This window comes from Paenarthrobacter sp. NPDC058040, from assembly GCF_042885775.1.
In the GTDB taxonomy this organism is placed as follows: domain Bacteria; phylum Actinomycetota; class Actinomycetes; order Actinomycetales; family Micrococcaceae; genus Arthrobacter.
On record NZ_JBHVRN010000007.1, the window covers coordinates 53,933 to 74,358 of the forward strand.

22 protein-coding genes are annotated in these 20,426 nt (G+C 62.5%); 8 read left to right on the forward strand and 14 right to left on the reverse strand.

What is annotated here, in order from left to right; all coding sequences use genetic code 11:
* The first annotated feature begins 74 nt into the window (after window positions 1–74).
* Window positions 75–731 (forward strand): ScbR family autoregulator-binding transcription factor, encoded by a 657-nt coding sequence (locus tag ACFVSJ_RS10955; RefSeq protein WP_387436813.1) that lies wholly within the window; start codon window positions 75–77, stop codon window positions 729–731.
* On the opposite strand, the gene ACFVSJ_RS10960 is transcribed toward ACFVSJ_RS10955, so the two are convergent.
* Window positions 728–1,810 (reverse strand): FUSC family protein, encoded by a 1,083-nt coding sequence (locus ACFVSJ_RS10960; protein WP_387437070.1) that lies wholly within the window; start codon window positions 1,808–1,810, stop codon window positions 728–730. The genes ACFVSJ_RS10955 and ACFVSJ_RS10960 overlap by 4 nt on opposite strands.
* A gap of 120 nt (window positions 1,811–1,930) precedes the next feature.
* On the opposite strand from ACFVSJ_RS10960, the gene ACFVSJ_RS10965 reads away from it, so the two are divergent.
* Together ACFVSJ_RS10965 and ACFVSJ_RS10970 are read left to right on the forward strand one after the other, a co-directional pair.
* Window positions 1,931–2,401: an SRPBCC family protein gene (locus tag ACFVSJ_RS10965; protein WP_387436815.1), complete on the forward strand. Its 471-nt coding sequence runs from the start codon at window positions 1,931–1,933 to the stop codon at window positions 2,399–2,401.
* Entirely contained in the window at window positions 2,398–2,913 is a 516-nt protein-coding gene (locus ACFVSJ_RS10970; RefSeq protein ID WP_387436817.1) for a GNAT family N-acetyltransferase, read from the forward strand. Before ACFVSJ_RS10965 ends, ACFVSJ_RS10970 begins: the two co-directional genes overlap by 4 nt.
* Before the next feature lie 3 nt (window positions 2,914–2,916).
* On the opposite strand, the gene ACFVSJ_RS10975 is transcribed toward ACFVSJ_RS10970, so the two are convergent.
* Genes ACFVSJ_RS10975 through ACFVSJ_RS10985 form a run of 3 tightly spaced genes read right to left on the reverse strand, consistent with a single transcriptional unit; the run spans window position 2,917 to window position 4,912 of the window.
* On the reverse strand, window positions 2,917–3,318 hold the full coding sequence (locus ACFVSJ_RS10975; RefSeq protein ID WP_387436819.1) for a VOC family protein: 402 nt from the start codon (window positions 3,316–3,318) through the stop codon (window positions 2,917–2,919).
* Between the two features lie 9 nt (window positions 3,319–3,327).
* The gene (locus ACFVSJ_RS10980; RefSeq protein ID WP_387436821.1) at window positions 3,328–3,951 is read right to left on the reverse strand and encodes an FMN-binding negative transcriptional regulator; all 624 of its coding nucleotides are present in this window, start codon (window positions 3,949–3,951) and stop codon (window positions 3,328–3,330) included.
* A 28-nt stretch (window positions 3,952–3,979) separates the two neighbouring features.
* The gene (locus tag ACFVSJ_RS10985; protein ID WP_387436822.1) at window positions 3,980–4,912 is read right to left on the reverse strand and encodes a DMT family transporter; all 933 of its coding nucleotides are present in this window, start codon (window positions 4,910–4,912) and stop codon (window positions 3,980–3,982) included.
* Between ACFVSJ_RS10985 and ACFVSJ_RS10990 the strand changes: the two genes are divergently transcribed.
* Window positions 4,911–6,443: a PLP-dependent aminotransferase family protein gene (locus ACFVSJ_RS10990; RefSeq protein ID WP_387436823.1), complete on the forward strand. Its 1,533-nt coding sequence runs from the start codon at window positions 4,911–4,913 to the stop codon at window positions 6,441–6,443. The genes ACFVSJ_RS10985 and ACFVSJ_RS10990 overlap by 2 nt on opposite strands.
* Here the strand turns inward: ACFVSJ_RS10990 and ACFVSJ_RS10995 are convergent.
* Both ACFVSJ_RS10995 and ACFVSJ_RS11000 read right to left on the reverse strand, forming a co-directional pair.
* Complete coding sequence (locus tag ACFVSJ_RS10995; RefSeq protein ID WP_387436824.1) at window positions 6,440–8,059, reverse strand: MFS transporter; 1,620 nt, start codon at window positions 8,057–8,059, stop codon at window positions 6,440–6,442. The genes ACFVSJ_RS10990 and ACFVSJ_RS10995 overlap by 4 nt on opposite strands.
* Window positions 8,060–8,320: 261 nt before the next feature.
* The gene (locus ACFVSJ_RS11000; RefSeq protein WP_387436825.1) at window positions 8,321–9,109 is read right to left on the reverse strand and encodes a putative protein N(5)-glutamine methyltransferase; all 789 of its coding nucleotides are present in this window, start codon (window positions 9,107–9,109) and stop codon (window positions 8,321–8,323) included.
* Between the two features lie 266 nt (window positions 9,110–9,375).
* Between ACFVSJ_RS11000 and ACFVSJ_RS11005 the strand changes: the two genes are divergently transcribed.
* Together ACFVSJ_RS11005 and ACFVSJ_RS11010 are read left to right on the forward strand one after the other, a co-directional pair.
* Complete coding sequence (locus tag ACFVSJ_RS11005) at window positions 9,376–9,573, forward strand: hypothetical protein (RefSeq protein ID WP_387436826.1); 198 nt, start codon at window positions 9,376–9,378, stop codon at window positions 9,571–9,573.
* Between the two features lie 45 nt (window positions 9,574–9,618).
* A complete protein-coding gene (locus tag ACFVSJ_RS11010) occupies window positions 9,619–9,879 on the forward strand; it encodes a hypothetical protein (RefSeq protein ID WP_387436827.1) in 261 nt (86 codons plus the stop codon).
* Window positions 9,880–9,971: 92 nt separating this feature from the next.
* Here the strand turns inward: ACFVSJ_RS11010 and ACFVSJ_RS11015 are convergent, their stop codons facing one another.
* A complete protein-coding gene (locus ACFVSJ_RS11015) occupies window positions 9,972–12,506 on the reverse strand; it encodes an ATP-dependent DNA ligase (protein WP_387436828.1) in 2,535 nt (844 codons plus the stop codon).
* Window positions 12,507–12,544: 38 nt separating this feature from the next.
* Here ACFVSJ_RS11015 and ACFVSJ_RS11020 point away from each other — a divergent pair, with 38 nt between their 5' ends.
* On the forward strand, window positions 12,545–13,411 hold the full coding sequence (locus ACFVSJ_RS11020) for a Ku protein (protein WP_387436829.1): 867 nt from the start codon (window positions 12,545–12,547) through the stop codon (window positions 13,409–13,411).
* Between the two features lie 103 nt (window positions 13,412–13,514).
* Here ACFVSJ_RS11020 and ACFVSJ_RS11025 read toward each other — a convergent pair whose 3' ends face one another.
* The 4 genes from ACFVSJ_RS11025 to ACFVSJ_RS11040 form a co-directional block, all read right to left on the reverse strand.
* Window positions 13,515–14,351 (reverse strand): carbohydrate ABC transporter permease, encoded by an 837-nt coding sequence (locus ACFVSJ_RS11025; RefSeq protein ID WP_387436830.1) that lies wholly within the window; start codon window positions 14,349–14,351, stop codon window positions 13,515–13,517.
* A complete protein-coding gene (locus ACFVSJ_RS11030) occupies window positions 14,348–15,316 on the reverse strand; it encodes a carbohydrate ABC transporter permease (RefSeq protein ID WP_387436831.1) in 969 nt (322 codons plus the stop codon). The genes ACFVSJ_RS11025 and ACFVSJ_RS11030 overlap by 4 nt, the downstream gene beginning before the upstream one ends.
* A 7-nt stretch (window positions 15,317–15,323) precedes the next feature.
* Window positions 15,324–16,622, reverse strand: coding sequence for an ABC transporter substrate-binding protein (locus ACFVSJ_RS11035; protein ID WP_387436832.1), 1,299 nt, complete (start codon window positions 16,620–16,622; stop codon window positions 15,324–15,326).
* Window positions 16,623–16,683: 61 nt separating this feature from the next.
* Window positions 16,684–17,865 (reverse strand): aminotransferase class V-fold PLP-dependent enzyme, encoded by a 1,182-nt coding sequence (locus tag ACFVSJ_RS11040; protein WP_387436833.1) that lies wholly within the window; start codon window positions 17,863–17,865, stop codon window positions 16,684–16,686.
* Window positions 17,866–18,145: 280 nt separating this feature from the next.
* Between ACFVSJ_RS11040 and ACFVSJ_RS11045 the strand changes: the two genes are divergently transcribed.
* Window positions 18,146–18,838: a FadR/GntR family transcriptional regulator gene (locus ACFVSJ_RS11045; protein ID WP_387436834.1), complete on the forward strand. Its 693-nt coding sequence runs from the start codon at window positions 18,146–18,148 to the stop codon at window positions 18,836–18,838.
* Window positions 18,839–18,876: 38 nt separating this feature from the next.
* Here the strand turns inward: ACFVSJ_RS11045 and ACFVSJ_RS11050 are convergent, their stop codons facing one another.
* The 3 genes from ACFVSJ_RS11050 to ACFVSJ_RS11060 are packed head-to-tail and all read right to left on the reverse strand — an operon-like array spanning window position 18,877 to window position 20,378.
* Window positions 18,877–19,143, reverse strand: coding sequence for a Rho termination factor N-terminal domain-containing protein (locus tag ACFVSJ_RS11050; protein WP_387436835.1), 267 nt, complete (start codon window positions 19,141–19,143; stop codon window positions 18,877–18,879).
* A 26-nt stretch (window positions 19,144–19,169) separates the two neighbouring features.
* Window positions 19,170–19,874 (reverse strand): DUF6766 family protein, encoded by a 705-nt coding sequence (locus ACFVSJ_RS11055; RefSeq protein WP_387436836.1) that lies wholly within the window; start codon window positions 19,872–19,874, stop codon window positions 19,170–19,172.
* Window positions 19,875–19,877: 3 nt separating this feature from the next.
* On the reverse strand, window positions 19,878–20,378 hold the full coding sequence (locus ACFVSJ_RS11060) for a DUF6328 family protein (RefSeq protein WP_387437071.1): 501 nt from the start codon (window positions 20,376–20,378) through the stop codon (window positions 19,878–19,880).
* Window positions 20,379–20,426: the final 48 nt, after the last annotated feature.

The following is a 20,426-nucleotide window of genomic DNA, read 5'->3' on the forward strand; positions in this document are numbered from 1 at the left end:
CCGCGTACCATCCACTGTGGGCCCGATTGCTGGCATTCCTGGCACCACATTATTGCGAGAGTCGAGGTTCCCGGATGGTCCTTCAAGACCGTGCCAAGGCGACGCGGGAGGCGATCGTTGCGGGTGCAGCGCACGTCTTTGAGGAGCGTGGGTTCGGCTCCGCGACTATCGCACAGGTCGCTGAGGCTGCCCAGGTGACGAAGGGCGCCTTGTACTTCCATTTCAAGTCCAAGGACGAACTGGCCGGTGCAGTCCTGGAAGCGCAGCACTCGATCGCGATGGCGGCGGGCGGGCGCATTCTTGATGAGCAGGCACCGGCCCTGGAGACGATCATCCGGCTCTGTGGAGCCTTTGGAAAGCTGCTGGTCACCGACCACATTGTCAGGGCGGGCATCCGGTTGACCCTCGAGGCTTCGGCCTTCGGCCAGGACGTCCAGAAGCCCTACCAGGACTGGATCGACACCATGCGCCAACTCGCCGCGGACGGAATACACCAGGGGCATATCCGCCCGTCGGTGGATCCCGCGGAATTTTCCCGCTATATCGTCGCGTCATTCACAGGGGTTCAGATGGTTTCGAACGTCCTTAATGGGCGGAAAGACGTCATGGTCCGGATACGGCAGATGTGGGAAATCCTGCTCCCGGGAATCATCGATGAGAACGCCGGGCTTAACCCGGCAGAGCTGAGCGCACTGGTGCCGCTCGGACCCACGGCGAGCACGCGGTCTTAGCTTGCAACGGCCCGGTTCAGGCCCCGCCGCTGCACCACCACAGCCACGGCAATCCCCATCACTGCACCCACGAACGTCTCCACGGCACGCTCCAGCACCAGCACGCCCGGATCCATGGGTGACGCGAGCTGGGCGATCAGCAGGACAACCGGGGTGAAGAACACCATGGCCCACCCGTAGTGCCTGGCCATGAACAACTCGGTGGGGAACTGGCACAGCACAACAACGACGGCGAGGACCACCGCGGCATGGCCGGGGAAGTACTGCAGCGGGGACAGCGGACTGGGGAAGAGGACGACGGCGACCACCGCCAACCCGAGGAACGTCCCCACGATGCGGTGGATGCCTCGGTGGACGCGGCTTGGGAGGTCGGCACCTGCGAGCGGCACTGCGGCTGCGGCCATGGCCCAGTGCGGATGGCCGCTGCCGCTGAGGACGCCGATGGTTCCAGCAGCTCCGACAGCCAGAACATAGCGGGCTGCGTGGATCAGTGCTGTTTGACCGAACGGCCCCCGGAACATTGGCATCTCCCGGACAGCCCTGCGATCCCAAGTCCTGGTCCGGATCCAGCCCGCGAAGCCAACCACCATGGAGAAGGCGGCAGACCCAGCTCCGATGAGTACCGCCGTCGTGAACGGAACGCTGGTGGGAACCGACGCGCAGGCGCCCAAAGCAAGGATCCCGAAGAACGGACCGATGGGCCTCAGCCGTGCGGAATCCGCATAGAGGGAGCCCAGGCCTGCGAACATCGTCGCCACCAGGACGAGCCACCAGGAATGGATATGGTTCACCGACAGGAAGACGCCGATGGTCAGTCCGCCCACCAACAACAACGCCGCCTGTGCTTGATGCTTGAGCCGAAGTTGATGGGTCTCATTGCGGCCATACATTCCCGTCAGGGCACCAAAAACGGCGTACATCATGAGATCCGGGCGGCCGGCAACGATCAACACCAAGGCCGGGACGGCGACGCTGAGGGCCACCCGGACTGCCGAAAGCCGATCGTTGTTGGCCGGCCCCAGCCGGTGAAGTTCCCGCGCATGCGTCATGAACGAGGACACAGGAACACCACCAATCATTCGGGGCTTGTGGGTGAAGGTCTCAAGTTCGAAAATTATCAGGATCGGATTGTGGCCGCCATAAGCCCGGTCACACGCCGTTAAAGCCACGCATCGTTTGGAGTCTGGGAAAATCGAAGTATGCCCGTAGCTTTTGTCTGTCGCACCCGCTCCACCATGTCCCCGCAGGAGCTGTTCGACCTCTCCAGGAACATCGATGCCCACGTGGGCTCCATGACCAAAAGCCGGGAACGGGCCATCGCCGGCACCACTACGGGCCTTATCTCGGAAGGTGAGACTGTCACGTGGCAGGCGTGGCACCTCGGGGCCCGGTTCCGCATGACCAGCCGTATCGTACGGATGGAGGCGCCGACGTCGTTCTCCGATGAACAGGTCGAGGGCCCTTTCAAGTACCTCCGCCACACGCACGAGTTCCGGCCCGACGGCAGCGGCACCTTGATGGTTGACACCATTGAATTCGCCGCTCCCTTTGGGGCGCTGGGCCGCTTGGCAGAGAAGCTCGTGTTGGCCCGGTACATGCAGAACCTCATCGAAGAGCGCAACGAATTCCTCGTTGCCCAAGCACCGCCGGTGCCGGAGCCAAACACATGATCCGGCTGGCCCACACAGATGATCTGGGGCAGCTGCAGGACATTGAGCAGGCTGCAGGGGAGTTGTTCCGTGCCTTGGGAATGGACCAGATCGCAGATGACGAGTCGTTTCCGGTGGAGACGCTGCAAAGCTATGTGACCGGCGGGCGGGCCTGGGTGTACGCGGACGGCCTCGACTTTCCCGTGGCGTACATCCTTGTGGATGTGGTGGACGGCAACGCCCACGTGGAGCAGGTCAGCGTCCATCCGGACCAAGCACACCAAGGCTTGGGCCGCGAATTGCTCCATGCAGCCCGAATCTGGGCCAGGGGCCACGGAATGCAGCGCCAAACCCTGAGCACCTTCCGCGATGTGCCGTGGAACGCTCCGTACTATCGTCGCCTCGGCTTCGAAATGCTCGACGCCGGCAGCTGGGGTCCCGAATTGACCCGCCTCATGGAGCACGAGGCGGAGTTGGGCCTGACCCGCTGGCCCCGCGTCGCGATGTGGCGCCCGGTGGTCCCGCCCAGATAGTTACTACCCAGCCACCAACTCAACCTCGTAGCTGTCCGTGTTGATCAAGTACGCAGCGTAGTGGTCCGGGCCGCCGGCGTGCGGGTACTTCGACTCGAACATTTCGTACCAGCCCGCGTCGCTACCGAGCTCACGGATCCGGTCAACGTCCTCCCGTGTTCCGGCATGAAATGCCAGGTGGTTGATCCCAGGGTCGGTGCGACGGTGGGCGGTGGCGGTGATGGCATCGGAACATTCCACCACGATGTACATCCCGCCAAGCCGCCAACTGCAACCTGTTGGCCACTCCTGGAATGGCTCGTAGCCGAGCTCGCCCAGGAGCCACCCCCACTCCGCCCTGGCACGCTGAAGATGCGGTACCCAGATTTCGATGTGATGGATGGACCCCGTCTGAACCTCACGCATGGGGCGAGTCTATGGGGTCCGGGCGCGCTCCACAGCGGTGGCGCTCGCCGCGTCGCCCACCGAGCGGAGTCCGGCGACCACCCCGTCCACGTCGGCCGGAGTCCGGTTCTGGCTGAGTTTCGACTTAGCCTCTACCCGTGTGATCACGAGTTCGACGCCGACAATCGCCTTGAGCTGTCCGGCGATGAACCGTTCGGGTGCTTCGTCGACGGTCCATGGCCTGGGCATGGCTTCCTCGTGCTGGTTGGACAGTTGCCGGACGTGCCTGCCCAGCCACTCGGCGTCGTCGTGGATGACCAGCTCGCCGTAGACGTGCGCCGTGGAGTAGTTCCATGTGGGAACCACCCTGCCGTGTTCGGCCTTGGATGCATACCAGGTCGGTGAAATGTAGGCGTCCGCGCCTTGCACGATCATCAGGGCCTCGCCGTTGACGGGGGATGACCATTGGGCGTTGTTCCGCGCCATGTGGGATTGCAAGGCGCCGTGCTCACCTATGGTCGGATCGAACACAAAGGGCAGGAGCGTGGCCAGCAGCCCGTCCGGAGAATAGGTGACGAGGTTGGCTGCACCGGAGTTCCGGAGCAGTTCCTCAACGGCCGAAGCCGAAGCGGCGAAATGGGCGGGGGTGTACATGGATTCTTCCTTTCGCTGGTGGAGACGGTTACGAGCCCGACGGCGGTGCGAGCCTGACGCGGACAGCGGCACCTGCGCAGAGGACCACGAAGAGACCGCCAACAACGGTGGTCAGAGTCAGGGATTCGCCAAGAAGCAGTGCAGCCCACGCGATGGTCATGACGGGCTGGACCAGTTGGATCTGGCTGACCTGCGCCATGGGGCCGATCGCGAGTCCGCGGTACCAGGCAAAGAAGCCCAGATACATGCTGATCACGCCCAAGTAAGCGAAGGCCAGCCACTGGACGGGCGTCGCAGACGGCATTCCGGAGCCCAGGGAAACCACAGTCAGCGCGATCATTACAGGCGAGGCCACCACCAATGCCCACGAGATGGTCTGCCAGGAGCCAAGTTCACGGGCCAACAGTCCGCCTTCCGCGTAGCCGATGGCCGCTGCGAGCACGGCTCCGAGCAGCATCAAATCAGCCCAGTGCAAGGAGCCGAAACCGCCCGACTGAACCAGGGCGAAGAGCAGCGCCGCGATCACCCCAATAACAGTCAGGACCCAGAAGATGGGGCGCGGACGTTCCCGCCCGCGCAGCACTGCTATCGTTGCCGTGGCTGCGGGCAGTAGCGCGATCACCACAGCTCCATGGCTCGCCGATGTGCTGGTGAGGGCAAAAGTGGTCAGCAGCGGAAACCCTGCAACAATCCCGCCGGCGACAACGGCCAAGCGGAACCACTGCGTGCCGCGGGGAAACCGTTGCCGGGTGAGAGCCAACGCTGCGGCGGCCAGGACTGCGGCCACCACAGCCCGTCCCGCGCCAATGAACAGTGGCGACATGCCCTCGACTGCAACGCGTGTCAGGGGAACAGTGAAGGAGAACGCGAAGACACCCAGCAGGCCCCACAACAGTCCGGCGGACGTGCGGGTGGATACCACTGGTGGCGAAACAAGAGTAGCGCTACTATGTTGACTCATGAATAACGATAGCAGCTCCCGCATCGTCTCGCGACTGAAGGAATGGATCGCACGTGCTGCTCCGGGGGCCAAACTGCCATCAACCCGCCAACTCGTTGCGGATTACCAAGCGAGCCCGGTCACCGTGCAGAAAGCGCTGCGGACCCTCACCTCCCAGGGCCTCATTGAGAGCCGTCCCGGAGTCGGGACGTTCGTCAGGGCCTACCGCATGGCCCGTCCCTCCGATTACGGATGGCAGACTGCGGCGCTCCGTTCCGCCCAGGCAGCCAAGCCGTTGAACTCCGCCGCAATGCGCAGCGCCTCCAATGATGTCATTGCGTTCCACTCGGGCTATCCCGCCCGTGAACTGCTCCCCGAAAGACTCGTCCGCGCCGCGCTCACCCGGTCGGCAAGGGGAGATGCCGCCCTCTCCCGCCCACCTGCGCAAGGCCTCCCGGAGCTCCAATCCTGGTTCGCGCACGAACTCAGTACCTCTACGCCAGTGGGCGTCACGCCGCCCCAGCCGAGCGACGTCGTCGTACTTCCCGGGAGCCAGAGCGGACTGAGTTCGGTCTTCCGCGGGCTGGTGGGGCACGGGCAGCCGTTGTTGGTGGAGTCGCCCAGCTACTGGGGCGCGCTGCTGGCAGCCGGCCAGGCGGGAGTCCGCGTGATTCCGGTGCCGAGCGGTCCGGAGGGGCCGGATCCCGATGAGCTGGACCGGGCATTCGCTGAATCCGGGGCCCGGATGTTCTACGCGCAGCCGAACTTTGCGAATCCAACAGGCGCCCAGTGGTCGGCCCAGCGCGGTGAGGAAGTCCTGCGGATCGTCCAGCAACACGGCGCTTTCCTTGTGGAGGACGACTGGGCGCACGACTTCGGCATCACTGCCCCCTCCGCACCGATCGCCGCCAAGGACGATTCCGGCCACGTGGTGTACATCCGTTCGCTGACCAAGAGCGTCTCGCCGTCCATCCGGATTGCCGCGATCATCGCGCGGGGACCTGCGCGGGAACGGATCATGGGCGCACAGGCTGCGGAGTCGATGTACGTCAGCGGCCTGCTCCAGGCTGCAGCGCTCGACGTCGTGACGCAGCCCGGGTGGCAAACGCACCTTCGCGGCCTCAGCCAGCAGCTGCAGTCGCGTCGGGACCTGCTGGTCACCAGCTTGCGCGAGCATGTACCGGAAGCGCACTTGAGCCATCTGCCCAAGGGCGGCTTGAACCTGTGGCTGCGGATGCCTGACGGGTTCGACGCCGAACAGCTCACCAAGGACTGCGAGGCGGCGGGCGTCCTGATCGCGGCCGGAACGGAGTGGTTCCCGGCCGAGCCCGAGGGCCCCTACGTCCGGCTCAACTACGCCGGGCCCAATCCAGGGGCGTTCCCTGAGGGTGCCAGGATCATCGGCGGGAAGGTCCGCGCCCAGTTGGGGGACTTAACGGCCGTAGCCACCAACCCCAAGGAGAGCGCCTTGTGGTTGGTGGCTACAGTGGGCGGCTGTGGACCGCGGACTATCGGAAGCGCTGCGCAGAAGTTGCAGGCAAGTGGCTCCTAGACGCCGGCGAGGTCCTTCTTATCGTTGCCGAAGGACACGTCGCTGACGGGCTGGCCGTCGAACGGCATCTCGTCCAGGTTGATCAGCGGGTTCTCATCCTGCGTGGCGACGAGTTCGCGGGCTTCGGCCTCAGTGTCCACGCTGGGCATGGAGCCGGGCAGCGGACGCTGCGCGGATTCACGCAGGAAGAAGATCGCGATGGCGCCTACGATCGACGTGGCCATCAGGTAGTACGCGGGCATCATGTCGTTCCCGGTGCCCTCGATGAGGCCCTGCACGATGAACGGCGTGGTTCCACCGAAGATGGCAACCGAGAAGTTGTAGGCAATGCCCATTCCGCCGTAGCGGCTGGACGTCGGGAACAAAGCCGGCAGCGCGGACGCCAGGTTGGCAACGTAGAACGTCACGGGGAAGGCCACCAGGGCCAGTCCGGCCAACGTTGACCAGATGTCGCCGATGCCTATGAGCATGAACGCGGGAACAGCGAACAAGACGGTGCTGCCCGCGCCGATCCACAGGACCGGGCGGCGGCCGATGCGGTCGGACAGCTTGCCGGTCAACGGGATGCAAACAGCCATGATCACCAGGACCGGGATGGTCAGCAAGGTGCCGTGGACGGGGTCGTAGCCCTTGGAATCCGTGAGGTACGTCGGCATGTAGGACGTGAGGGCGTATCCGACCGTGTTGGCTGCAGCGGCGAGGATCATGGCCAGCACAATCTGGCGCCAGTAGGCCTTGATGATGCCGATGGGTCCCTTGGCGACATCGGCATCCTGTGCTGCGGCGTCCTTCGCGATGGCCTCCTGGGCATCCAGGGTTGCCTGGAACTGCGGAGATTCTTCGATCTTGCTACGGAAGTACACGGCGATCAGGCCCAGCGGGCCGGCGATCAGGAACGGAAGCCTCCAGCCCCATTCCTCCATGGCTGCCTGGCCCAGCGTGAGCTGCAGGATGGAAACCAGGGCTGCACCCAGCGCGAAGCCGATGTAGCTGCCCATATCAAGGAAGCTGGCAAAGAAGCCACGGCGCTTGTCCGGAGCGTATTCGCTGACGAAGGTTGTGGCACCGGCGTACTCGCCACCGGTGGAGAAGCCCTGGACGAGCTTCAGGATGACCAGCAGCGCGGCGGCCCAGATGCCGATCTGCGCGTAGCCGGGCAAGAGTCCGACGGCGAACGTACTTGCCGCCATGAGCATCAGTGTTGCTGCGAGCACCTTCTGGCGGCCCACCTTGTCGCCAAGCCAACCGAAGACGACGCCGCCGAGCGGGCGGGCGATGAAGGTTGCGGCGAAGGTGCCCAGAAGGAAGAGTGTTTGGACGGACTTGTCGGCTTCCGGGAGGAAGACGGGTCCCATGGTGGTGATGAGGTAGCCGAACACGCCGACGTCGTACCATTCCATGGTGTTTCCCACGATGGTGCCGCCGAGTGCCTTCTTAAGCATTGGCTGGTCCACCACGTTCACGTCGGATTCCTTCAACCGGCGCTTCGGGCGGAGCTTCATTTTCTTCGGGTTCTTAACAGTGTCGGCGGCGGCCGGGGTGGTGGCTGCAGCCGGGTTTCCGTCGGCGTTCCTTGCGCCGTCCGGAGAGACGATCTTGCTTTGGTCTATGGGCATTTGGGCTTCTCCTAGGGAGGTCATTTGCTTGCGACTTCTGCTGCCCCGCTCTGGGCAGGGTTTCAATTTTACGCGTTTCTGGCCCGAAACCCGAGTTGAGATCCGATTTATTGGCCATTTCTGGGTCAAAATTGCCCAGATTCCTTACTTCTTTTTGCCCGGTCTTGCCCTGTGATCACGCGGTTTTTGGCCCTCGTGGGTGCACTGTTACCAAATTGTTTAGCCGAGCCCATGCAACGGGGCAGATTTGAGCGGAAAAGCTTACGGATGGAGCGAGGCGCCCGGCGCCAGGCCCAGCGCCACGGTGGCGTCCACGTCCATGTCGAAGGCAAGCCGGACCGTGAGCCCTGCCCCGGACATTATCCGCGCCGTTTCCGGGGCCTGTTCAGCCGAGGACTCGATCAGCACCAGTCCACCCGGCGCCAGCCACTCAAGTGCCCCCTCCACAACCCGACGCTGGACCGCCAAACCGTCAGTGCCGCCGTCGAGCGCTGTCCGCGGCTCGTGAAGGCGGGCCTCCGGCGGCATGGTGCGGATCGAATCCGTGGGGACATAAGGAGCGTTGACCAGCAGGACGTCTATCCTGGCCATGAGTTGGCGGGGGAGCGGGGCGAAGAGGTCGCCCTGGTGGACGCTTCCACCGCGGGGTTCGATGTTTCGCCTCGCACAGGCCACAGCCACGGGGTCGATATCTGCCGCGTACAGCTCGCTTGTGCCCAAGGCGTCATGGACAGCGGCGCCTATCGCTCCGGAACCGCAGCAAAGATCGACGACGACGGCACCCGGCTTCGCCAGCGACGCCGCCTGCCGTACCAGGAACTCCGTGCGCCGCCGTGGGACGAACACGCCCGGTTCCACGATCATGCGGGTTCCATGGAATTCCACCCATCCAAGGATGTGTTCCAGCGGCATGCCCCCGATGCGTTGCCCCACCATGCGTTGGAGGTGTGCGGCGTCATGGGCAGCCTCCATGAGCAGTGCTGCCTCGTCTTCCGCGAAGACGCAACCGGCAGCCCGGAGTGCGCCGACAATCGAAGACCCAGGAGACATTGCGCCCATGCTAGCAAGGCGTCCGTCCGCCCGGGGTTCCCAAACGTGCCGGTCTTTGGTTAGGGTGTGACGCATGGGAACACTGATTTTTGAGTAAACCGCCTGCGCTCATTGCGGCGCAGCCGAGTTTCACCTGACAAAAATCCACGCCTGTTGAGGCCATGCCTCCATGCCGTTCCCGTTGTCTTTTAAGCACCCTGACCACACCGTGACGCCGTGGTTCGCGCACCTCTTTCAGGCTTTCGCACCTCTTTAGGAGTCTACGAATGACTGCCAATACGCCAGACACCAACCAAACCGCCGAAGGCGGAATCAAGTCCAAACTGACCGACGCCCAGAAGGCAATGCTCGCCAGCAAGTCAGGCGGGGGCGCTCCCGGCGGATGGCAAAGCACCGGGAAGGGCCACAAGCCCACCCACGCCAGTGGAAAGCAAGCCAAGACCGTGAAAAAGGTCCGCTGGTAGGCCTAAACTTGAAATCCCTTCGTTTCACTGAGGAAAGGAAGAACCATGACTGCGAACCACCACGACGGAAGCATCAATCCTGAGGTCGCCAGCCACTTGGTGGAGTCCATGGATATGGCTCCGATGCCCGAGCCGGCCGCCGTAGCAGCAACGCTCGGCACCGAGCAGGGAAACCAATGGCCGGATGGCAACGGAAAGCGGCGGCACCCCAAGGACCGCGACCAATCCCACGGACGCGCAGGCCAAGGAGCCGCCGCCACCGCTGTCCACCGGACCAGCCGGCCGCAGATGCCGCACTCCTCCTGACCGGCCCCTGACTGAAACCCACCCGACCCCGCCGGCCCAACTGGGTCGCATTAGTGCGCGTTTTGAGCCGTCATAACGCGCACTAATGTCACCTAGTTGGGCTGGCTTACGTCGTCCGGGGACTTGTCCGGGCGCCAACCCCGCCAGACCGGATGGCGCAACCGCCCCGGGCCGGTCCATTCGCCATAGCTCACTTCCGCCACGAGCTCAGGATCCACCCACGTGGCTCCGGCTGCGTCTTCGCGCGGAATGTCCAGGAAAGGCGATTCGCTTGACTTCCGGGATTCCAACTTGGCCAGGATGTCTTTGAGCTGCCAGTCGGAGAACCCGGACCCCACTCGTCCCACGTACCGCAGTTTGCCGCCATCGGGAATGCCCAGCAGCAGCGAGCCGAACGTCCCGCTCCGTGCACCTGAGCCAGGCCGCCAGCCGCCAATGACCACCTCCTGGCTCTGCTCCAGTTTCAGCTTGATCCACGAGCGGCTGCGCCGGCCCACGACGTAGCGGCTGTCCGCCTTCTTGGCCATGACGCCCTCGAGGCCAAGCTCGGCCGCCACCGCCAAGAGATCGTCCACGTCGTGGTCCAGGACTTCGGACACGCGGACGGGACAGCCACCGCTGATGCGCCCGGCGAACGAGGTCAAACGCTCGCGGCGCTCGCGGAAAGGCTGGCCGCTGAGGTCCGCCCCGCCGTCGTACAAGAGATCGAACAGCATCAGCTGCACCGGGACGGCGGAGCGGGCGCGCTCGATGTCCGCCGCTTTAACCAGGTTCATCCGCTGCTGCAGCCTGCCGAAGTCTGGCTTGCCACCTTTCCCGAAAGCCACGATCTCCCCATCTGCCACGAAATCGCCGTCGGGCCAGCAGGAACGGTCGGTTAGCTCCGGATAGGCGGCAGTGAGCACATTGCCGTTTCGGCTCATCAGCCGGATCCCGCCCGCCGTGCCGGTGATGATGGCGCGGATCCCGTCCCACTTGAGTTCGTACAGCCAGTCGCTGCCACGCAGTTCTCCCACGGTTCCGGCCGAGGCCAGCATAGGGGCGTAGCCGGGCATGGGTTGAGGCACGACGACGGATGGCGGCTTCGTTTCCGGAGGCACCTTCGCGGTGGTCTTCTTCCGCGCACCCGGTTGCTCCTTCATCAGGTGGATCAGCCAGTTCTGACCTGTGTTGATCAGCGCAAAGCGCTTGGTGCCACCCAGGCCGCCGCCCGGCTCGCCGGTGAGAGTGGCGATGACTTCCTTCCCGTCGCGCCACTTCTCGCAGGTGTACTCGCCGCGGTCCCAGATGGTCACCGTTCCGCCGCCATACTCGCCTTTGGGGATCACCCCTGCGAAGTTGGCGTAGTCCATGGGGTGGTCCTCGGTATGGACGGCGAGGTTGTTGCGGTCCGGAGTTTCAGGAACGCCACGCGGCAGTGCCCAGGAGACCAGGACGCCATCGTGTTCCAACCGGAAATCGAGGTGGTAGCGCCGGGCGTGGTGCTCCTGGATCACAAAGATTCCACCGGGCGGCAGGGGGTCACCGGGCTTGGGCTGATCGGATGACCCCTGGGGGGTGTTCCCAGCCGCCGACGACGACGGGAACGGTTCCGGAGTCTTGCCCGGATCACGCATTCCAACGTACTTGGCGAGACGGCCCTCGACCGTCACCTTTTCCCGGCCACCCGGTTTGGGCGACGCTGAACCGCCGGCGGGAGTACCGCCGTCGTTCTCCTCGCTGTGGGGCGGCAGGTGCCTGCCGGAGATGGACACGAAGTGGTCTTCGCCCGTGGCGACCCTTTCCATGACTTCCGTGAACTCAAGGTGGTCGAGGCCCGGGTCATTGAGCTCCTCCCAGGTCCGGGGCGCCGCGACGGTGGGGTGCGCCTTGCCTCGGAGCGAGTACGGGACGATGGTGGTCTTGTTGCCGCTGTTCTGGCTCCAGTCCACCAGCACCTTGCCGCTGCGCAGCGACTTCTTCATATCGCTGACCACGAGCTTGGGATGGTCGGCTTCAAGCGCTCGGGCGAGCTCGTGGGCGAACGCTGAAACCTGCTCGGACTTCAGCGTCCCTTCCAGCCCGGTGTAAAGGTGGATGCCCTTGCTCCCACTCGTGACCGGCACGGGTTCCATGCCCATGTCCTGCAGGATGGAGCGTGCCAGCCTGGCCACTTCAACGCACTCGGGCAAACCCGCGCCGGGACCGGGATCGAGGTCCAGGACAAAGCGGTCCGGCCGCAGGGGGTTGCCCGCCGGGTCCACTTGCCACTGCGGGACGTGGATTTCCAAGGAAGCGATCTGTGCCATCCAAGTGAGCGTGGCCAGGTTGTTGACCATGGGGTAAACGTTGGCGTGGTCCGAGTGGTGGATGGTGGCACGCGGGATCCACTTCGGAACGGAGCTTTCGAGGTTCTTCTGGAAAAACACCTGCCCGGGGTTGTCAGCCGTGCCCACGCCGTTGACCCAGCGCTTGCGGGTCACGGGCCGGTTGGCCGCTGCGGGAATCAGGAAGGGTGCAACGGCAGCGTAGTAAGCCAGCACTTCAGCCTTGGTGGTGCCGGTTTCCGGGTAGATGATTTTGCCCAGGTTGGTGAGGGTCAGCTCGTGGCCCTCGACGTTGACGCGTTCCTTCTGGTTGCCTGCCACCTCTTCTCCTCTGCTGGCTTGTGCTGTTGACTGGGTGCATGAGGGCCATATGGAAGGGATCTATCGCGTTCGGTCTGGTCAACGTACCAGTTAAGCTCTACAGCGCCACGGAGGACCACGATATTGGTCTCCATCAAGTCCACAATAAGGACGGCGGCCGCATCCGGTACCAGCGGAAATGCGAAATTTGCGGTGAAGTGGTGGCGTACGAGGATATCGACAAGGCCTACGAGGAAGAAGGCCGGACGGTTGTCCTCACATCCGCGGAATTGAAATCTCTGCCGGAAGAAAACAGCCGCGAAATCGAGGTAGTGGAATTCATTCCGGCCGAACAGCTGGACCCGATCATGTACGAGCGCAGCTATTTCCTTGAACCCGATTCAAAATCGCCCAAGGCCTACATGTTGTTGCGGCAAACCCTGGAAGACACGGACAGGATCGCAATCGTCCAATATGCCCTGCGCCAAAAAACCCGCCTGGGTGCCCTGCGTGTGCGCGGTGACGTATTGCTCCTGCAGGCTCTGCTTTGGGGCGACGAAGTGCGCGAGGCCAAGTTCCCCTCCCTGGAAACGGACTTCAAGATCTCTGACAAGGAACTCGAAATGTCCTCCGCTCTGGTGGAATCGATGGCCCACGATTTCGATCCGGACGAATACACCGACGACTACCAGGTCCAGCTGCGCACGCTTATAGAGGCCAAGCTGGAGAAGGGCGAGGCCCTGGATACCGAAGCCACCTTCGGTGTGGTGGAAGGCGAAGGCGAAGGCGGGGACGTCATCGACCTCATGGAAGCTCTCAAGCGCAGCCTCGACAAGAAGCGCGGCAAGGAAAAAGCGTCCGACGACGATGCTGCCGCCGGCAAAGCCGAAACCAAACCGAAGGCGCGGGCCAAGAAAAAGGCGTGAACCGGCGTCGTACCATCCGTCGCAGACCCAACTGGGTCGCATTTGAGGTCGTTCCCAGCGCTGGGAACGACGCGAACTGCGACCCAGTTGGGTGATTGGGGGCTTAGCCTTTGACGGACCCGGCCGTCAGTCCCTGGACGATGAACTTGCTGGCGAAGGCGAAGATCACCAGTGTGGGAACCACGGTGAGGACCGCGGCAGCGGACATGGAACCCCAATCGATGTTGAAGCTGGAGATAAAGCCGGCCAACGCCGTCGGAATGGTCTTGTTGCTGTCGCTGTTCATCAGGGTTACCGACAAAAAGAGTTCGTTCCAGCAGTTGACGAAATTGAAGACGAAGCTCGCAGCAATGCCGGGCAGCATCACCGGAACGATGACCCTGAAAAGCGCGCCCAGCCGGGAACAGCCATCGATCATGGCGGCTTCCTCCAGGGCGTCAGGGACGTTCTCGAAGAACCCCCGAAGCATGATGGTGCAAAACGGGATGCAGATGGCGATGTAAATCAGGATCAGCCCGGTCTTGGAATCGACCAGCCCGAAGTCGGTCATCATCAGGTAGAGCGGACCCAAGGCGATGAAACCGGGGATCATTTGCGTGATAAGGAACGCGCCCAGCACTGCCCCGCGTCCGGAAAACTGGAACCGCGCCAGGACGTAGGCAGAGAGCAGCGAGATGAGCGTGGCCACAGAGGCTGCAGCCAACGCCACCACCAGGCTGTTGAGCATGTACTGGCCGAAGTCGGACTTCGTGAAAAGCCCGACGTAGTTCTCCAGCGACAACTGCCGTGGCCAGTAGTCCAGGGGCAGGGAATAGATGGCACCTGGCGCCTTGAGGGAAGTCACCACGATCCAGTACAGCGGGAAAACAGTGACGATCAGGCACAAGCCCAGAAACAGAACCTTTGAAATGCGCCCTATGAGCGTTGGACTGTTGATCATTGGGCTCCCTTTCGAAAGCGGACAGCCATGAGGTAGAAGGCTGCAAACAGCATGAGGGTGACCATCACGATCAAACCGAGGGCGGATGCCTTCCCGTAGTCGCCTTCCTGGGTAATTTTGATCATGTACGTGGTGATGATGTGGGTCTGGTCCGCCGGGCCGCCGCCGGTCATCGCGAAGATGATGTCCGGGAAGTTGAAGATCCAAATCACCCGCAGCAGGATGGTCAGCGCCAGCGTTGTGGAGATGCTGGGCAGGGTGATGCTGAAGAACGTCCGCACCTTGCCGGCACCGTCCAATGCTGCGGCCTCATACATCTCGTCCGACACCGACTGCAGGGCGGCGAGGATCATGATGGCGAAGAACGTCACGCCGTACCAAATGTTGGCGATGATGATGGCTGTCATGGCAAAGCCCGGGTCGGACAGCCAGGGAATGGGCGAGCTGATGAGGCCCGACTTCATCAGGAGGTCGTTGACCACACCGAACTCGGCGTTGAACATCCACCGGAACAGCATTCCAATGAGGAAACCGGATACTGCCCAGGGGAAGAAGATCATGGCCTGATAGGCCCCGCGCATCCTGAACCGCTTCTTCAGGAACAGCGCCACCGCGAAGCCGATGACCACCTGCGGCACAAGGGAGCCAACCACCCAGACAACGGTGTTGCGGACGATTGTCCCGAACTCGGGGGCATCGAACAAGCTCTGGAAATTCCCGAAACCAACCCAGGACGTATCGGAAAGGTCATTCAGGTTCCAGTTCCGGAAGGCCATCTGGCTGCCCGCGATCATGGGGTAGTACGTGAAGATCCCCACGAACACCGCGGCCGGGGCCAGGAAGGCCAGCAAGGTCAGCGCCGTCCGGGCGCTGAACCGCCTTTTTGAGTTGCCGCCGCCCTGCTCCGGTTGCACGTCCCTGCGCCCCGAAGGGGGCGAAGTGGACCGCTTGACGTCGAGACTCATGGGGCGGCTAGCCCTTCATCTTTTCTGTCCAGTAGTTGTCCCAGCTGGCCAGCAGTTCAGTAGTGCTCATCTGGCCCGTGAGCACCCGCTGGAGTTCGCCGTCGGACTTCTTGATCCATTCGGTCCACCAGGAAACGCTGCGTGGCTGGATGGCCGAAACGTAAGTGTCGGGGTTCTCCGTCATCTTGACGTAGGCAGCCCAGGGGCCGGTGCTGTAGAAGGTGTCCTTGGCGGCAGACTTCAGTGTGGGGACAAGGCTGTTGTCCTTGCTGAACGTGGTTGCGGCGTCGCCCTGGGCCAGATATTTGATGAGCTTGACGGCCTCCGGCTTGGCGTTGGAGGACTGTGCAATGCCCCAGCCCGCCGAGGCCACTGGCTGTATTGCCTTACCGCCCGGTCCCACGAGCAGGGGCGCTACGTTCCACTGGTCCTGCTTTATGGCCTGCGACTCTTTGACGGTGGCGATCACCTCGGGGTCTTGGAGCAGGAAAGCCGTGGAACCGTTGCTGAATCCCTGCACCATCTCCGGGTATCCCCATGCCACCGAGGACGGCGGCGAGCCCTTCTTGAAGAGGTCGATGTAAAGATCCATGGCTTCCTGGGCCTTGGGGGAGGAGAAGATCGTCTTGCCGCTGGTCAACTTGAACGCATTCTCGCGGTCGATCTCGTCAGCAACGTAGGCCTCGATGATGGCTACGGCGTTGGAGTTGGCGTTGGTGCCCCCGCGGAATGCGTAGCCGAATTTGTTTTCTGATGGCTTGTTCAGGGCCTCGGCCTGTTTGGCCATCTCGGACCAGCTGCTGGGAGGACCGTCGAACCCGGCGTCTTTGACCAGGTCTGATCGGTAGAAGAGGGAGAGCCCGTAGAAGCCGTACGGGATGTAATAGGTCTTGCCGTTTTGCTTGGAGTAGGTGACGGCGTTCTCCGTCAGGTTGTTCCAGCCATCCCAGCCGTCCAGGTCCTTGGTCATGTCGTAGAGCCAATTGTTGGCGCCGAAGGACCCCACGGTGATGTCACGAGCCTCGACTACGTCGACGCCTTTGCCGGACTGGAGCATTTGCTGGATCTTCTGGTCCGCCTGGTCCGTGGGCGGCGAAATGAGATCGACCTTGATGTTGGGGTTGGCTTGCTCAAAACCGGCAAGGAGCTTCTTCAGGGTTTCTGTCCGGGTGGGGTTGGTGAGGCTTTCCACCATCTTCAAAGTGACTTTGCCATCGGCGGCGCTCTGTCCGCCACCGCCACAGCCTGCCAAGGCCAGAACTGCCGCGAGGCCTGCAGCAGCAGTTGCCATGATTCTGGATTTCACGTGGGCCCTCCGTTGATTGGTTAAAGTGGTTTGCGCCTTGCAGCGGCGCGGACGTTGGTGTCTAAAGGGATCTGGCCAGCCGGACGAGTTCCGGCACGGCCCGTTCTGCGAAGAGTTCGTAGTCCTTGGGGGAGTTGTAGAGGTGGGCGGATAGCCGCAGGAAGCCTTCGCCGTTAAAGGTGGTCACCGCGCTCTCGATGTCCAGCTGGTCCGAAATGAACGCCCGAACGCTGTGGGAATCCTCGTGCGAGGTTGCCAGGCCCGCCGGCAGGCTAAGCAAGCGCAGCGGTCCCACGGGCATGCCTGCATCCACGGTGTGGTTCTCTCCGGTGAGGTCCGCAAAAGCAGCGCCGATGATGGCTTCCCCGTAATCGCAAAGTGCCGTGGCATAGCTGCGGAATGTCGACCAACCGTACCGTTGCGCGATGGTGTTGAACGAGGTACCCGCCGCCATCCAGGATGTGATGTCCTGCGTGCCCACATGGTCGAAGTTGTCCGGGAAGCTGTAGGGAAAACCCCACGAATCGATGAGTGGCGTCAAGGAAGCGGCACGGTCCCCACGGGAAACAAGTGCCGCCGTGCCCCTGGGGGCGCAGGCGAACTTATGGAGGTTGCCAACCCAGAAACCATCAAATTCGGGCACGGGAGCCTCCAGCACACCTGGTGCGTGGGCGCCGTCCACGAGCAACGGCACCCCGACGGCTTGCGCTGATTGTGCGATGGACTCCACCGGAAATGCCCGTGCCGTTGCCGAGGTGATCTGGTCCAGCACGATCAGGGCCGTCTTGGGGCCGACTTCCGCCATAATCAGCGCCGTTGCCGTCTCTGCATCTGCTTCCAGGGGAATGTCGGCAATGCGCACGCTGCCGTGGCACTTCCGCGCTATGCGGTAGGCGCCATGAAGCACGGCTCCGTAGGCGTGGTTGGTCATGACAATTTCCGCACCGGGATCAAAGTCAAGGGAGTTATAGACGGCGGTGACACCTGCGCTGGCATTGAGCACGAGTGCCATGTCCCCGGCATCGACCGCCAGAAAGGCTGCTACGTCGGCCCGGGCTGCCGCGACCGCCTTGTACTGGTCCATGAACCACGTGCAAGGGTTTGCGTCCATTCGTGCCTTGAGTTCCAGTTGAACGTCTTGTGCGGCCCGGGGAACGGCGCCGTAGGAGCCATGGTTCAGGTGGATCTTGGAGGGTGTGAGGGTCCAGTCGGAAAAGGAGGGATTGCCATCGGGTGTTGTCATGGGACGCGGGGCCGTGAGGTTGCTGGCTGGGTGCACAAGGGCCTTCTTGTTCGGTGAGGCGGGACTGCCTGTAAGTTACCTCACATCCCCAAGCAAGACAACAGACCACTATGCAAAGTCATAAGATGACTTTGGGACAATTCCCGGGATGCGGGCCGTTTGACCTATGAATTTTCGCAAGAGGTACGATGTGTCCTATTTTGAAGTCTGATCACTCGTCCCATCGGGGCGCCGCTGCCTGAGTGCTGTAGCGTGTACCAAGTCTGGAGGAGGCGGGTAAATGGGTGCAGTCGAAACGGCCATGCAAGGCCTGCGGAACAAGATCGCTTCGGGCGAGCTGGCACCCGGACAAAAATGCCCCCCGGAAGCTGAACTGTGCGCCCAGCTGGGGGTGTCAAGGAGTTCCCTGAGGGAGGCCGTTCGCGCCATGTCGGCACTCGGGATCATGGAGTCAAGGCATGGTTCGGGAACCTACATATCGTCCTTGGAACCCACTGTGATCCTCCAGAACTTCGCGTTGCTGGTGGACTTGCTTCCTTTGGATGGATTGCTGGAGCTGTTTGAAATCCGGCGTTTGATGGAGTCGCATGCGGCGTCTGCTGCGGCGGCCAACGCGTCTCCTGCCGCACTGGAGTCTCTCACCGCACTGGTTGCGGGCATGGAAAACACGGACGACCCTTCCGAATACTCTGAATTGGACTCACGGTTCCACGAGGAAATCTGCCGGGCAAGCGGCAACTCCACGCTGGCCGGCTTGGTGCGTCTTTTCCGCTCCCGTGGTGGTCACTTCCACATTTTCGACGGCGATGAGGGCACCATCGTGCGGGAAGGCAGCACGGCTGGCCACGCTGCGATCCTGGAGGCCATTGCCCAGAGGAACCCCACCCTGGCCGCCATCGCCATGGGCGCGCATATTGCACAAACCGAGGCCTGGCTCAAGAGGCTGAGGCCTGAACCGCGGCTTACGGATTGACCGGCAGGCGGCGTCTATTGCCGCCAGGCCGGGTAAGTTCAGTGGTTCCTCAGCATTGAAATGAGTTCGGATTTCTTCTTGTCCGAATATCCTTTCAACCCGAGTTCCTTGGCGCGGGACTTGAGCTTGTCCACGGTCCAATCGTCGTAATCACCGGACTTTCCGCCTTTGCGGCCAACTTTGTCGCGGCCCTGTTTTGCCGCGGCATTGGAAATCCGGGCGGCTTTCTCCTTGGAAGCTCCGTCATCGCGGAGTTCCTCATAAAGTTCGGGGTCCTTGAGGCTGGGATTCTTTTTGCCTGGCATGGTGATGTTCCTTTCTTGATGTGTGGTCAGGCGCCCGTCTCATAATGCGGCTCGGCTACGGGTTTGGATTCCGGCGATCCGCGCTGCCGCAAGTAGACGGAGGCGCCGACGAGGACTCCGACAGCCAGGAATTCGCTCTGCCAGTTCTGGAATGATTCGAACCAGAACTGGCTTGAGCCCAGGTATTCCCACGTTGAAACCGGTGGCAGGCCGTGGCTGAGTTGTTCCTCGTTGTAGGCGGAGGTTCCTCCGATTGCGTGCATGGCGAAGGAAGCCAGGAAGAGGATGCCGAGGAGTGCTGCGAGTGAATGCTCGTAGATCTTGAGGACCCAACCGCCGCGCTTTACCGGCCAGGGAGTCTTCTCGCTGGCTTTTGCAGCCCGAGGGTCTTCATCCTGTGGCGCGGCCTTGCCCATGGGCTTGGATTCGGACGAGCCTTTTTGGAACAGGAAGATGGTCAGGACCACGTACATGGCCATCTGCAGGAACTCGGATTCCCAGTTTTCAAATACTGCTTCCACGAAGCTGCCGGTCGTCAGATATTCAAGAATGCCCACGGGCTGGCCTCCGTGGGTCTGCTGCTCTTCGCTGTAGTTCGCCGCTCCGGAAATGATCATTCCGCCGAGGAAGGCAACGAACAGGCCCATGTTCGCCAGCAATAATCCGTGCTCCTTGGCCCACTGGCGCGCGGGGCTGCTTTTTTTGGTTGGCGTGTCTGTTGTTCCGGCCAAAGCTCAGTCCTCCTTGTCCTGGAGCGCCTTGTGATGAATCCAGAAGGGGAGTCCCACAACAAAGACCAGCACCACCAAAATGATGAATGCGCCGGTGAGGAGGCCCGCTGTTCGGCCGATGGTTACGTCGAAAACCAGGGCAGCCGAGCCGACGATCAGGATGGACAGGCCGGCCAGGGCGAGTTTGGTGATCGTGTCCGCGCTGGAAACCAGGGTTGCCTTCAGACCGCGCCGGAAGAGCCGGCGGTGGACGCTGACGGGAAGGACGATGGTGATGGTGGTCAACGAAGCGACCAGGACGTTGAAGAGGTAGAGGCCGGTCTGCCAATCGTCCAATTCCGCGAAGCGCGATTGGAACGGCAGGGTCAGCAGGAAACCACCGAGGATCTGGACTCCTGTTTGCAGGACGCGCAGTTCCTGGATCAGCTCCAACCAGTTGCGGTCCATCTTTTCTTCGGTGGATTCGTTGCGCCCGGTCCTGACGACCGGTTCCGCGTCTGACAATTCAGGCACCTCCGGCTGGCTTGGGTGTGCCGGAGGGCTGTCCCCGGG